This is a genomic window from Streptococcus sp. 3.1, from assembly GCF_016648915.1.
GTDB lineage: Bacteria > Bacillota > Bacilli > Lactobacillales > Streptococcaceae > Streptococcus > Streptococcus salivarius_E.
In genome coordinates, this window is sequence record NZ_JACLQV010000015.1 from 16390 (window position 1) to 29967 (window position 13578).

The 13578-nt window shown below is 34.3% G+C and carries 12 protein-coding genes; 1 reads left to right on the forward strand and 11 read right to left on the reverse strand.

All coding sequences use genetic code 11. From position 1 onward, the window contains the following. Positions 1 to 92: 92 nt before the first annotated feature. The 8 genes from H7U02_RS08705 to H7U02_RS08740 all read right to left on the reverse strand — a co-directional run bounded on the left by H7U02_RS08705 (position 93) and on the right by H7U02_RS08740 (position 7741). Positions 93 to 596, reverse strand: a complete 504-nt coding sequence (locus tag H7U02_RS08705) for a hypothetical protein (protein WP_398578099.1) — start codon at positions 594 to 596, stop codon at positions 93 to 95. After that, positions 593 to 2119 (reverse strand): hypothetical protein, encoded by a 1527-nt coding sequence (locus tag H7U02_RS08710; protein WP_201043170.1) that lies wholly within the window; start codon positions 2117 to 2119, stop codon positions 593 to 595. The genes H7U02_RS08705 and H7U02_RS08710 overlap by 4 nt, the downstream gene beginning before the upstream one ends. Before the next feature lie 21 nt (positions 2120 to 2140). Continuing rightward, entirely contained in the window at positions 2141 to 3640 is a 1500-nt protein-coding gene (locus tag H7U02_RS11620) for a MucBP domain-containing protein (protein WP_201043172.1), read from the reverse strand. 196 nt (positions 3641 to 3836) lie between these two features. Then, positions 3837 to 4529 carry a hypothetical protein gene (locus H7U02_RS08720; RefSeq protein ID WP_201043175.1) on the reverse strand — a complete coding sequence of 231 codons (693 nt, stop codon included), beginning with the start codon at positions 4527 to 4529 and terminating at the stop codon, positions 3837 to 3839. After that, positions 4523 to 5155 (reverse strand): hypothetical protein, encoded by a 633-nt coding sequence (locus tag H7U02_RS08725; RefSeq protein ID WP_070847886.1) that lies wholly within the window; start codon positions 5153 to 5155, stop codon positions 4523 to 4525. The genes H7U02_RS08720 and H7U02_RS08725 overlap by 7 nt, the downstream gene beginning before the upstream one ends. Beyond that, positions 5155 to 5952 (reverse strand): thioredoxin family protein, encoded by a 798-nt coding sequence (locus H7U02_RS08730; protein ID WP_201043176.1) that lies wholly within the window; start codon positions 5950 to 5952, stop codon positions 5155 to 5157. The genes H7U02_RS08725 and H7U02_RS08730 overlap by 1 nt, the downstream gene beginning before the upstream one ends. Positions 5953 to 6092: 140 nt before the next feature. After that, positions 6093 to 6455 (reverse strand): hypothetical protein, encoded by a 363-nt coding sequence (locus H7U02_RS08735; RefSeq protein ID WP_201043178.1) that lies wholly within the window; start codon positions 6453 to 6455, stop codon positions 6093 to 6095. Between the two features lie 17 nt (positions 6456 to 6472). After that, on the reverse strand, positions 6473 to 7741 hold the full coding sequence (locus tag H7U02_RS08740; RefSeq protein ID WP_260318470.1) for a replication-relaxation family protein: 1269 nt from the start codon (positions 7739 to 7741) through the stop codon (positions 6473 to 6475). 539 nt (positions 7742 to 8280) lie between these two features. On the opposite strand from H7U02_RS08740, the gene H7U02_RS08745 reads away from it, so the two are divergent. Continuing rightward, the gene (locus H7U02_RS08745) at positions 8281 to 8589 is read left to right on the forward strand and encodes a hypothetical protein (RefSeq protein ID WP_201043180.1); all 309 of its coding nucleotides are present in this window, start codon (positions 8281 to 8283) and stop codon (positions 8587 to 8589) included. Positions 8590 to 8628: 39 nt separating this feature from the next. On the opposite strand, the gene H7U02_RS08750 is transcribed toward H7U02_RS08745, so the two are convergent. The 3 genes from H7U02_RS08750 to H7U02_RS08760 form a co-directional block, all read right to left on the reverse strand. Then, positions 8629 to 11457: a hypothetical protein gene (locus H7U02_RS08750; RefSeq protein ID WP_260318471.1), complete on the reverse strand. Its 2829-nt coding sequence runs from the start codon at positions 11455 to 11457 to the stop codon at positions 8629 to 8631. Positions 11458 to 11678: 221 nt separating this feature from the next. Further along, positions 11679 to 12167 (reverse strand): hypothetical protein, encoded by a 489-nt coding sequence (locus H7U02_RS08755; RefSeq protein WP_201043182.1) that lies wholly within the window; start codon positions 12165 to 12167, stop codon positions 11679 to 11681. A 74-nt stretch (positions 12168 to 12241) separates the two neighbouring features. Continuing rightward, a complete protein-coding gene (locus tag H7U02_RS08760) occupies positions 12242 to 13573 on the reverse strand; it encodes a hypothetical protein (RefSeq protein ID WP_201043184.1) in 1332 nt (443 codons plus the stop codon). Positions 13574 to 13578: the final 5 nt, after the last annotated feature.

Sequence of the window (13578 nt, forward strand, 5' to 3'; positions counted from 1 at the left end):
CTGAATTAAATTCACAATAATTGCCGTAATATAGATAAACTCATCCTTAGACATAAATAACCTTACAAAATGCTTTTTTGCTATCTTATTCTCTAATTAAACCTACTTTGATAAATTAAATTAAACAACCATTGAAGATTGATGAAGGGTTTTGGTTGAGCATCAATCACAGGTTGAACAGTTTCTCTAATTTCTTTTAAGACTTTTCGTTGATTATATTTAATCTTGTGATAACGTTTGTCAAGAGCAGATTTGATAGAAAAATTACGATTAAGAAGATACATATCATCTGACTCCGAATGAAAAAATAGAGTATCACCTGTAAGATCTAATACAGACGTTTTAGTTCCTTTTTCTCTAGTTATAGAATACGACCCATCATCATCATAACTAATACCATCTATTTCCGGTGTATAGGCCCCAACCTTATTCTCCATCAGCATAATGATGTCGGGTTCTGTTCCCTCCTTATGAGGCATATGCTGAGCATAATAAACAGAGTTGTATTTTAAATTAAAAAAAGTAAATAGGCTCATTCCCGAGACTACATATAGTCCCACTAAAAGCCCTAAAAAAATTCGTTTTTGCATTGTCATCTTCTCTTTCCTTTTCTACGACCAAACAATTTCTTGACTGGATTAACAACAAAACGTTTTACAGTATTTACGACAGGTTTTACAATATAACGTTTTGTTGCTCTTACAATTGGTCTAACAACTTTTTGATAAATCGGTCTAACAATTGGTTTCACAACACGATTGTAGACAGGTTTAACTATATTATTATAAACTGGTTTTATAACTTTCCTATTGACAAACCCAGATACTGGTTTAACGATACGATTATAAACTGGCTTACTTATATTGTTGTAAACAACCTTACCAACAGGTTTAACCACTGTATTATTAACAACCTGTACAATTGGTTTAGCAACAGTCCTAATACTATTATATACTGGTTTTGCGATTTTATTAATAGTAAAATTAGCTACTGGTTTGATGAAATTTTTGTTAACTTTAGAAATGGTTTGTATGGTATTACTGCTTAATCTAACCAAATTTTTTCTAATTGGAGCAGTAAGGTTTTTCTCGAAGAATTTTAGTGGTTGTTTGATAAAGGTAATAGCTTGAGACTTTAATGGCTCCCAGAGGTCTGTTCGAAAAGTTCCAAGCGGGTCTTTAAACAACCTTCCTACAAAAGCTTCAATGTCTTTTAGTTCTTTTAATGCAATCAATGCTAGACCAGATAAACTTGCAACGCTTCCAATTAATAAGAGACTCATATATCTATCTGTAGGTGTATTTTTCGACTGCTCTTCTAAGGCTTGAGAATAGTATTCTTGGCGTTTCTGTTCCAGATTATCAGTACTGTAATATTTTTCAATGGCTTGATCAAGATCCATATCTTTAAACTCACTATGATGTTTCAAGATATAAGCATCAATATCCGTGAGCAAATCCTTTTTATCGATAGTCGTTAGTATATCCCCCACTAAGGAGTTATTTTGGAAGAGAATCTCTTCAGTAGATAAACGAGTATTATACGGGGACAGCCCTGCAAATAATTTAACTATTTCTTTTAAAAATCCACTTCTATAAGAGGTAGCAATAGGAGCAGCCAGATGAGGAAAATCTATTGTGTAAGATTTATACTCATGTGAATTTTTTAATAAAGAAGTAACTTGATTGTTTAAAAATTTCGATGCTTCGCCAAAGTCATTTGTCATCGATTGTAGCTTATCATCAGCATATGAAACTCTAGCAATGGCATTTGCAATTGTATGATTAATTTTATCATGATCTTTACCATATTTTTTCCGAGCTTCATCACCAACCGACTTAATATAAGTAAGAAAGTCCTTTTTTTCATCCTTAGTCATATTGGTATTGACTAAGAATGGATCTTTCTCCTTCTCATTTTTTGATGGTTTTTCTTGACTCTTTTCTTGCCTCTTAGGTATAGTTTTTGGAATTGGTAAACCTGGACTATTGTATTGTTCTATTCCTAAAGGATTGCCGTAATGAGAAAAAGTCGGCGTTGGAACATAGCTTTTTGAAGAATGGTATTGCACTCTAGTATTAGTATCATATGATTGGCTAGCACTATTTGGTGGCACCAAAGGATGACCAACTAAAGCGAGCTATGACTGAGATTCTTTACCTTTATTCTTATTTATCAGAACTTGATGTATAGGTTGTTGAATTTTCTTATAAGTAAAAACCTTTGTAAGTGGTTGGTTAACCAAAACTTCAAATCTTTCTGGCGTTCTATAGCCACTAATTACTTTTGGTGTATGTGTCACCTTTTGGCCATCAAGTGCAATATATTTCACACTCTCAGATAAGACTTTGCCATTTTCATCTTGGAATTTTAAAGTAACTGGAAATTCTTTCTGATAAGCAAACTGAATCCTTGTCCTACCCCAGCTTTCTGAGAATTTCTTTACATCAATTAAGCGATAGTCTTTAATCCTTATAGAATCAACCTTATAGGATTCATCATCAAAACCTTTATAAAACTCTGTCTTCTTCAGTTCTTTGCCATGATTGTCTACATACTGAACAATAATAGACCTAGAAATGCGAGATTTGATATTTGCTTGTAAACTGCTTCCAAAAATGTCATATCGAACAGCCATTGGATAGGAATAAGAATCATTTACTCTTTCTGGTGCTGGCGAATAAAAGGTATAATCAAAATTTGAAATAAAACCTGCACCTAAATAGCCACCCTTCGGCAAATCCTTAGACCCATTAAGTCCTACTACACCCGGTGTTGCATCATAAATAATGCCATCTTTTTTTACAAGATTAGACTCCGTTGGAATAATTTCAACCAAATTTGCAAGATTAGTCTGTACCCCTTGGGCTGCATCAATATCTGTTGATATGAAACTTACTACCACAGGCTGTTCTATTTTTGTTCCATGCTTGACAATTTGATAATGGAGAGCAAGATTGCTCGCATTATTATATAAGATAACAATTGAATTTCCTGTTGCACCCAAGATTGACTGCTCTCCAGCAAATCCAAGTCCTTTAGGACGATTATCATTGTATCCAGAGTTAGAGGCCCATTCATCTTTATCACTTTCTAGAACAGTCCACAGCAAGTCTAACTCTATCCCTGATAAAGTCTTACCTATATAATTGATACGACCGCTATCTCCTACATTCGTGCTATAAGCTATAACAGGTGTAGAGGGTGTATTAGAAGCCCCAAACCTCTCAGGATCATTTATGATACCATTTTCTTTTCCCTGTATAATTTCTGTATAAGTCTTGTCTGACCAATGAAGTCCCTCTTCTGTTAAGAAGTTATCATCAGTTAAGTTATTTCCTTCAAGATTTATTTCAACATCCTTAAAGAAATCAGTGCCTGTAACTGATGGGTCTACACCTCCAGAAATTTCAACATTAGTAATAGTCGGTTCGGTACTTCCATTCTTTTCGTCTTGCTTCAAACTTGAAAGTGCATTCGCATTATTTCCTATAATTATCTCATGTGTAGCTGTTTCCGTAGTATCACTTACATTAGTATCTGTACTTGTTGTTGAACTTTCATCAGCTTTAATATTATAGGAGTTCAAAGCTATAACAGAAGCAAAAAGAAATATCCCATATTTAACAAATAATTTCACAACATCTCCTTTTAATTTTATTGAATATTAATATTATCGAAAAATTTAATCCTTGTCAAGAGATATAACTTCCGCAAAAATAGTAATAAACACTAAAATATACTTCAATTAAGGAAAATATTGTCAATAAAACAGCATCTTTTGTCCTACTTGAAATGGTGCTGTTTTGATTCAAAAATAGCTTCAATACCAAAAACTAAACAAGGGCTTTATGATCTTCATGCCGATGCTCGCTTAAAAGTACTTCACCAAATTGTACTCCACTATCCTCACTGACTCGTTCCTGGCAATCGACACAATACAATTCTCTAGCCAACCGCTGTTGTCGCCCACCTACATAGACCACCTCTTCCATGCCAGGCAACATATAAGGTAGCATGGTATCAGCCAGTTCATCAAAATGCGATTCATCGTTACTTAAAAAGAAACGTGCAGGGTGATCACTATTATCAAAATCTCCAATGGCCACAAGACTATCATCTTCTGTCAAGAGATAGTAATAAGCAGCTGTGCGGTCTTCTGTGTATCGAAAGAATAAATGTGATTCATGACAAAATGGGCATGTTCTATACTTATGACCAATAACTGATTTTAACCAACGTACAAACAAATCCGATAAAGAAGCTTTGATTCCCTTAAACCAGAACAAGACATTAGGTAAAATGAAACCAACAATTATAGGGATAACAGTTAGGTTATTGTCTACCACCAAAAGATAAAACTGGAACATGGCTGTTAGTCGTAGAAACCAGACAATCGTATTAAGAAAAATCTGATTCGTCCCACTCAGAAAAGTACTGACTACTGTAGACTCTTTATTCTTCACAAAGGTAAGAGTAACATACTTGATGGCAAACATAACTACAAACATAACTACATAGGCTAACATTCACTTACCTCATTTTCAGCATCAGTAAATTCAGAAGCTACATCTCCCAAAAGAGAGATTAACTTAAAAGCACCCAAAGTATTATCTTGACTTAAATTGGTAAGCATACGATCCAGAGTCTTTAGACAACGTTTCTTCTCTGAGAGTTTTCTTCTATCCAATAAAGCACTATCTTCTAAGTCTTCTGTGTTACTAGAGGAACGTAGTTCATTTAGATCATATACATCACCAACGTCTAGGACTGATAGCTTACGAAGAACCCTAGAAACGACTAATGAAGAATAAGTCTGCGCGTGCTCTAGAAGTTCTGCAGACTCTTTCAACTTTTGAATAATGGTGTCTCTTTTGGCAAGTTCTTCCTCATCTAAAAGCAAAGCATCCAAGGGAAAAAGTTGTTCCACGATTGTCTTTTGACCAGGGACAAAAGCGTTACTTTGTCTTAAACCAGTGCTAGGAACAAAATGCTTTCCGTTGACAACTATAAGTCTCTTTCCTAACCACTTGTCGACAATGCCACGCTCACTAGAAACTATGACACCATCCATTCGTGTTATTTGGATAGCAACCTCGTTACCTACTTTTAGGCTAGCAATCCATTCTGAAATATCTTTTTTTGATAAATACATTATTTTGTTTCCTCCTTTGCGACTGACACAATATCATGGATAGCATCCTCATCAAGACGAGGTGCTTCATGTTTCCCTTCTGCCATTCGTTCAATACGTTTGGACCATCCACCAGAGTTCTTATCCTTATGATAGATAACTGCTGTTGCTGCTTTCTCTACTCCCATAGCTTTAGCTAAATCCTTGCCACTTTCGTCAAGAACATTAACATAGATAATCTTGTTTCGTTCTTTTTCAGTTAAACTCTTATTGAGTACTGGAATTGATTTTTGACAGTAAGGGCAATCAGGTCGAAAGAACACATATATCTCTGAATCTGTATTCTTCTTATAAGGAAAAATGACATTATCTTCTTTAAAATAATCAAGCTGGTTTGATGTAATCTTTGTTGCGTGGAAACTTTGTTGCGTGAGTTCCTGATCAAAAACCATCGTAACCATACGATTACTATAACTGTATGTATTCTTAAAATTAGAAGTAAAACCAATAAGAATGACTGGTAACATAAATAACCCAAGAACAACTTTAGTCGATGTAAACTGATGGGCATGGTCCACACCTTGATATACGATATAAAAGGTCGTAAGAACCCAAGGTAAGATAATCCCAAAAAGCAAACCAAACCAATCAAACGGAAATGCATAGACAACCCTATGGTTCACTACAACTACCATCAAAATAGATAACGTCACAAGAATCGCATAGCTAATATACCAACCCTTGTAAAGAGGATTATCCTTTAACTTGGGGAATGCATCACAAAGGGTTTTCCAAGCAGATTCAATTTTTATTTTCATTAATTACCGTTACCTTTCAATCTTTTTTATCTTTAAAACAACACCAGATACTTACAACAAATTCAAACTATCATGTGACTTTCTTACATATTTTTAAATAGTTGAGAAAATGATTACATGTTGCAGTTGCTGCCCGTGACTTATTCTTTTTTCGCTGATAAGAACTCATCAACTCTCTTGACAACCTCGTTATGTGGAACAAATAACGTATAGAGTGTTGGTATGATTAATACGGTTTGTAAAATCACTTCCAGCACATTATTCAGGGTTAGCGAATGCCATGATAGGAAAAAAGTAACTACCGTAAACAAGTACAAAATAAAATATGTAACAAGAACTAGCCAAGCAATCGTTAAGAAAATAAAGTAGTTGATTTTACCGATAACTTCATCACTTACTAGGGCCAATCCTTTCAAAAGTCTTGGTCTTTTTACTACGATTACAACTACAAGCGAAACAACTAACCATACAAGTCTTCTTCCTAAGTATTCCAAATAATCCATTCACAAACTCCTTTACTCTATCTATAAACAACAAAGAAATAATCATCAAAAGGAAGTTTGATTTTTTCTGGCAAGACTTCTTTTGGGAATACAATGATCATATGTTCATACTCTATTGAGAGTTCTTCATAGAGACTAGTTAAGTGTGGAATCAAGTCATTTTTGATATATGCCATAGGTATCATAGGGTACTCTTTCAATTCCCATGAGTCAGTTTCAACAACAGCTGATAACTGGAATTTATCATCATCTAAAGGTTCTGATATCTCCTTAACGAGATAATCTATTTTCTGCAGTTCTGAAAAATCATATGCCTCGCAATCACACCAATCTTTACGATTTGAAAACATCTTTTCTTGCATGATTTCTACAATAACGTCAGAGGCATTTGTTGTGGTCTGACTAAACAAAGAAATATTTTTACGCTTTAACATGTCATGTCCAGTCACACCTTCAACCTTAACGTCATTTACATATTCTAAAAAGTTCATTAAACGTTTAGACACTTGTGTATTATCTTTACGATTATTTTCGAAAACGAAAAATAAACTAGAATTTTCGAATGCTGGTTCTTCTGCGTAACCAAATATTTTAGAAAGTAGAATTGTTTGTCGCTCAGTTGCTCTGTCATACTCAATAAAAAAAGGTTTATCGTTTATGAACATGACAGCATCAGGAACCATTAATAGATTAATCCGACTAATAGGAAATACGACTTGTATGTTTAGGTCATAAACAGACTTGTCTTGGTTTTTAAAAAAAAGCTTGTTTAAGATTTTAGCAACTAAATGTCTGGTCTCTAGATCATGAATATTTACGGTTTGAGGTTTCCCTCCTAGAAGGTTATTACTGACAATGCTATATACTGACCTATCATATTCTGTCGTTGTCGTTAGTAAACGTATTTTATCAATCCCCTTAATCATAGTAAGCAACCAGGTACTAAAACCTTTGTTCAGATAATATATTTTTCTCTTACCGCTTCTAGCATCCGAACATGCTGAAATAGGATGATTCACCTTTCCAACAAGACGATAAAACCATGAATTAGGAGTTTTGGATTTTCGAGTTACTGCAGTATAAATGAGGTCTACTATTTCCTTATCAAAATAACCAAACCTCAGTAAATGATAAAAGATGATAAGCTCCTCTTCTGAAAACGACAGTGAGATATTTTGCTTTTTTGAAACAAAATAAGAAGCTATTTTATCTCTCTGAGTGTAATGAATTTTATTTTTTTTATTTGAAATAAGTGAGGTAAAATCTCTATTTTTTATATCTTGCATTTTTTAGTCCTAAAATAGTCAATCAATAGGGTATATAATCTGGTCTTTTTTCGAAGAGTATAGATATTATTTTTAAAGTTATGCTTAGCCTTTGATATAGACCTGCTCAAACATTCCTTTGTACCCGTAAAATACTGATTGATACTTTCATCTCCTCTCATTCATAACGTCGTAGTTTATTTTTATAACGATAATCCCTAAAAACATGGTTTATTCTAGCTATATAGTTGCCACTATTTACTCATTTATGATTTACGAGTTTCTAATATTAGTCGTCAACCCTATAAATACAGTAAACTCTTAGACTTTTGTTCTCTCTCTACTTTCATTCATAAAATCTGGTTATTACATAACACTCGTAACAACCGGTTTTATAGGGTTTTAAGCACTTAATAACTACTATTAGGATTCATTTATAATAGGTCGCTATAGTGTTCAGTATACCCTAGAATAGATTATTTTCAAGGGAGTGACATGGGTTGACTTTTAATATTCTTGCTCTATACTATTAGATATAATTAATAATTAAGGGGCAAATTATGGCAGGAAAAAACAAAAAAACTGAATCAGATTTTATTAAGGAAATTGAGGCATACGAACAACAAAAAAAAGAGGCTATGGAACAGCTTAAGGCTTATCAAAAATCACAAACAGATAAACTAGGCCAAATCTATTTCGAATTGAAAAAACTAGAAAATCCAGATGTATCTATTGATGATTTAGTTGTTGAAACACAAAATAAGGTCAAAGAGGTAAAAGAGGAAATTAAGAGAAAAAGAGCAGAAGAAAAAGCAAGAAAGGATGCCTATAAGGCAAATAAAGAAACGTATAATGACTCTCAAAATTAGAACAAAAGCAACGGAAATTTCCGTCGCTTTTTATGTTATCTAAAACCCTTCTTCTTCATCAATATCCATTTGTTCTACATTACTTTCTAAAGTTCTAGTTGCTTTCTCACGAGCTACACGAGAGAGATCTTGAGGTAATTCAAACTCTTGATTAGGTGCTTGTATATTTTGAGTATCAACTGTTTCGGGTGTAGATGATGGAGCTAGGATCACTCTTTGAGTTATTTCTTTATCCTTTAACTCACCAATATCATTTTTGCTATTTACATTTTGTTTTTCTTCAACAACTGGTGGGTTCTCTGAGTTATTGACCTCTTCTTTTTGCTCAATATCCTCTGTTACCTCTTCTCTAATTGAAGTACCTTCTCTATGTTCTGTTATACTATCGTTGACTAAGATTGTTCTTTTAACTGATGGGGAATCATCTTTTTTCCCAACTGTATCATTCACATTACTATCAACATTTGGCACCTTAACATCCATGATTGCTTGCCATTCTTCGTCAGTAAAATCACTTTCATAGAGGTGGCTTTCAGACTCTTTTTGAGCATAATATTCTATCACTTCTGCTCTCCACAACTTATATGCTTTTGCAATTTCCGGTTCTTCTTCTCCAAGCCCATAAACCTTATTGAAAGGTGTATGTGAGACAAAAGAGTCCTTCGAAATATCCATTTCAAAATGCGGAGATGTTGTCAAATAAATCATATTTGAGACTTCATCATCACTGACGATAACACCACCAACTTGGAATTTCTCTAGGTTATTTGCATCTCTAGCAGTGAAGTTATCTTCTTCTACTACTTCCTCTGAAGTCGCACTTGAGTTCCCTTGATTCCCTGCTAGGAGATCATCGTTTGCTGCACGTTTGGTTTCTTTAAGAGCATAATGTTTTCCTCCTGAACGTAGATTAATGAACTCTACAACCTTTGTTGAGGTTTGTTGGAAGGTAAAGGCATTACGATAAGACATCTTGATTGCATCAGCCCCAGATTCGCCAATAGAATCCCTAATTTGTTCGTCATGTTGATAAGCATGCATAACTGGAACATGGAACTTACGAGACTCATCTAGGAAGTTACTATCATTACCTGGCATCAAGTAACCATTCTTTTCATCTTCATAAAAAGCAAAGAAAGGAGACTTATCTGGAAGACGTCTTTGAGCAGCATTTTGCATAACTAGTGTTACCATCTGTGCTACCATTCGAGACTTTTCTTTACCAAGAACACCTTTAGCAGAATTGACCAAAATCATCCCACCCGTTTTTAAAACGATATCCAAATCCTTGGTGCTTTGAGAGAAAAATACACGACGGATTTCTGGTGAAGATGATAGGTCATCAATGACTGCTTTTAGACCAGATACGTTAGCATCAAAGGTGTAATAATATTCCTCTGTGTACGAATTTAATTGATGAGCATTGATGAAATAATCATAAGAACTTTGGAGGTTTTCAAGTTTATTCCTTTCATCATTAAATGCGTTTATAGCTTCATGAACATTCTCTGGTCTAAGGATAGTATCAAAGAGGTGTTCGTGTTCACGATTGTACTCTGATTCCTCTAACCACTTCTTTTTTTCCTGCTCTAAGAACTCTTCATGCTTTTTCAACGTTTCTTCAAAAAGCCTTTTCTTTCGATTGAGTAATTGTTCAAAAACAGCAATATAGGCTTCAATCCAATCACTAGAACGTAACATATTTGAGAATTCAGTTAGTGTTGGAGACTTACCTTTTAACATGTAGTTTATTGGGGCATCTGGTATCAACGCTACCTCTTTAATGACCGTAATGATATTATCAGTAAGTTGTCCTTCTTGGTTAAGGAAGAAAGAAGAACCAGTCCCACTTGGATCACTAAATCGTTTAAATAAGTCTCGAACCGCCCCTTTTACCTGAGTAGTATCTCCATCCAAAATATTGATTGCACCAGTTCCTGGGTTAGTAGGATCTAGAGTCCAAATCATTTCATCAGGGAAGCCCATTTTATGAGCGTACTTAACAATTGTGCCATACATCGAACCTGATGGTTCAGTCATATAAATACCATTTGTAAGCTCTGCAGCATAACCATTGTTATACCACTGCTCCAACAATTCACGTCTTTTTTTCTTACGTTCAAACTCTGTGCTAAAGAATTCTTGTTCCAGTTCTTCATCTACTTTCATCAAATACTTACGATAGGATAATAGATAGTATTTCATATTTTCCATATCCTGTAGCATTGCTGGAATCAGAATCGTTGCCGATTTACCAGTACCAATCAAACCAAAGATAATAGTGTGATAAGTCCTCTCATTAGCATGTAAAATCACTTGCTCTCCAGTTTTAGAGTTAAGTCCCATAACCAAATTCGCTTGACCTTTTTCATCTTGATTATGAACAATATTACTTAATACACTATCTTGGAAGTAACGTCCTCCTAGCCATTGCTCAACAAGTTTCTCATAGGTTTTTTCAGCAATCCCAGTCGCATAGCTATTGTAAAAAATAAGACCAATAGCTCCAATCGGAGTCAACAATAATAAACTGTTAAACCAGTCAGCTCCTATTAAGGGTTTTAGGGTATGATAACTTAATACAATACCTGTCTGACTTCCATTTGGTATTGACCAGGGCATATATTTGAGATAATTATCGGCTACATCATACATACGATTGATGAGGGATAAGATAAAGTTATTGATTGTTAATACATATAATCCAGAAGATATAAGTACTGCTGCTAGCGCTGCTCTTATAGCATACTTACCAATAATCTTCTTTCGTTCTGCTCGTTTTAAGGTATCATATTTTTCAAATAACACGAAAATTTGACGACTTGTAACATTACTGTGCCATACACCAATGTATAAAACTAAAGCCATATTAACGAACAAAAATATAAATAAAGATATAAATACCCAATTAGGTAAACGCCATCTAAAGATAAACATAATAATATTGAAAGCAAATAATCCAAAAGATATATGATATACCCAATCAATATATTTTCGCCAACAAAACAGTAAGATATCTATAGTTCGCTTACCATTTGTATAATAACGATTAAAAAATAATTTCAAGATCTTCCGCATAAAGTACCTCTCTAGTAAGCAAACATTCTTTTCAAGAATTCCATAAATACAACAATAGCAATCGGACTTATTATTCCAAGTCTAATGAATAGATTTCGTCGAGGTAAGCTTGTTGTTTTCTTACCCTCTGTAAACAACCATTGATAGTGATATATGTATCCCTGTATGAAACCATATGCAGGTAATATTCCAACTGCTAGAATTTCTATTAGGGTAAAGACCTCTACGAAACTAATCATAGAGAAGTCACCACTATGTGTGCCTCCCTTTGATATCATTGCGAGTCCATAGATGATGAAAATAGGGATAAAAGTAACGATATATAAGAATAAAATTGATTTTAAGGCAAAATTTACTCCCATGATTTGTTTCTCTGGATTATTGATAGATTTAGCATAACTCCACCTACCGATACCGATAAAGACCAAGGTAATAGGTAAGACATAGCGAATAAAGACTATCAGATAATAGACAATAGCATTGATATTATGATGATTCATGTTCCCTCCTTGTTAAATTTTTCTGTTCCGAACGTAAACAAAAAGTTCCCATTTCAGAGGGAACTATATGCGACTCAACTAGTGAAAAATGTTGATAAGATTTTACTGTTCACACGATTTGGATAGAAACTATTGAAACGTGATTTGATACGAAACAGACATTTTTTCTCTTCCGTATTCTGTGAATTACTGCTCACTTCTTCAGTTTTTTTAGCCACTCGACGCCCCCTGCTATTTGCGTCTACCCAGCGATAATGAGCATCTTGAATAACAACTGAAATTTCATCTCCTTGCTTAAAAGGAACTCGATTTAAAGAACCTGAGTCCTTCATCTTAATTTTGATACCTGGAAAGTCAACCAACTCTACGGTATGTAGACTCTGTGGGTCAAAACTGATAAATCGCACTTTAAACAATCGTCCTATGACTTTCTTATTATCAATCATCTCAATCAAAGCATCTTGAGGTGCTTCTTCGAGAACTTTCATATCTCCCTCGATACGAATATAGTCATGGATAATGTGACGTTCTCTTTGATTTGGACTTGGTTTTTGGGGATTGGCCCCAGTAATTTTAAATTCCACCCTATCAAAGACTGATACTACTTCGTCTAGGTTAACAAATGAAGAATCACACTCATAACTTACCCTATGTTTTGGAATAAATACCGTTTGTAATTTTTTGGTCATTACCATGATACCTGCATTGCTACCATTGTTAATCACGGCAGATACAATACCTTCATGAGTACGTTCCAAGATGTTTTTTCTATCTCGATTACGAGAAGAGTTATCTTTACTCTTTTCAATTTGCTGAAGAAGTTGATAATTCGTTAACCACTCAGCTAACTCAATACTACCTTCAACAACATAGTTTGATGGGTTATTGATTGTGAGTTTATAATTTTCGATAGTTTGGATATGGATGTCAGTTAATTTACAAGGAAAAATCCGTCCGACCATTTTAAAGAAATCTTTTGGCTGACGGAAACCAGATTCAGTTTGTTTAATATAAACTGTTGTTCCAGCAAGTTCTCCATTTTGGATACGACCTACTAACATATCGCAGAAAGCTACACCTTCACCGATAGGGCGACCATTTCTATTTCTAGGAATAAATGGTTGTGTTTCAAGCACATTTTCTACCACAACTGATACAACCTTATTAGTTGCTTGTTCTAACAAATACTCATCTTCAGTATTTCCGAGGTCAATATATGGGAGTGTATAGTTTCGAATGATGTCTGATACTTCTTCTGGGACACATTCAATTCCTGGTTGCTCAAACCATTGTTCTTGTTCATCTTTCCTATCTGCAACAACCAAAGTTTTAAATTTTTGCTCCCCTAAACTAGCATAATGGACGTTTTCATAACCGTCCTCTCTTATAAGTTTAAGTGCTTTCATATGTT

Excerpts from the sequence above, each read along its gene's own strand:
- H7U02_RS08705 (WP_398578099.1), bottom strand. The coding sequence starts at position 596 with ATGACAATGCAAAAACGAATTTTTTTAGGGCTTTTAGTGGGACTATAT.
- H7U02_RS08720 (WP_201043175.1), bottom strand. The coding sequence starts at position 4,529 with ATGTTAGCCTATGTAGTTATGTTTGTAGTTATGTTTGCCATCAAGTAT.
- H7U02_RS08725 (WP_070847886.1), bottom strand. The coding sequence starts at position 5,155 with ATGTATTTATCAAAAAAAGATATTTCAGAATGGATTGCTAGCCTAAAA.
- H7U02_RS08730 (WP_201043176.1), bottom strand. The coding sequence starts at position 5,952 with ATGAAAATAAAAATTGAATCTGCTTGGAAAACCCTTTGTGATGCATTC.
- H7U02_RS08735 (WP_201043178.1), bottom strand. The coding sequence starts at position 6,455 with ATGGATTATTTGGAATACTTAGGAAGAAGACTTGTATGGTTAGTTGTT.
- H7U02_RS08740 (WP_260318470.1), bottom strand. The coding sequence starts at position 7,741 with ATGCAAGATATAAAAAATAGAGATTTTACCTCACTTATTTCAAATAAA.
- H7U02_RS08745 (WP_201043180.1), top strand. The coding sequence starts at position 8,281 with ATGGCAGGAAAAAACAAAAAAACTGAATCAGATTTTATTAAGGAAATT.
- H7U02_RS08750 (WP_260318471.1), bottom strand. The coding sequence starts at position 11,457 with ATGGCTTTAGTTTTATACATTGGTGTATGGCACAGTAATGTTACAAGT.
- H7U02_RS08755 (WP_201043182.1), bottom strand. The coding sequence starts at position 12,167 with ATGAATCATCATAATATCAATGCTATTGTCTATTATCTGATAGTCTTT.
- H7U02_RS08760 (WP_201043184.1), bottom strand. The coding sequence starts at position 13,573 with ATGAAAGCACTTAAACTTATAAGAGAGGACGGTTATGAAAACGTCCAT.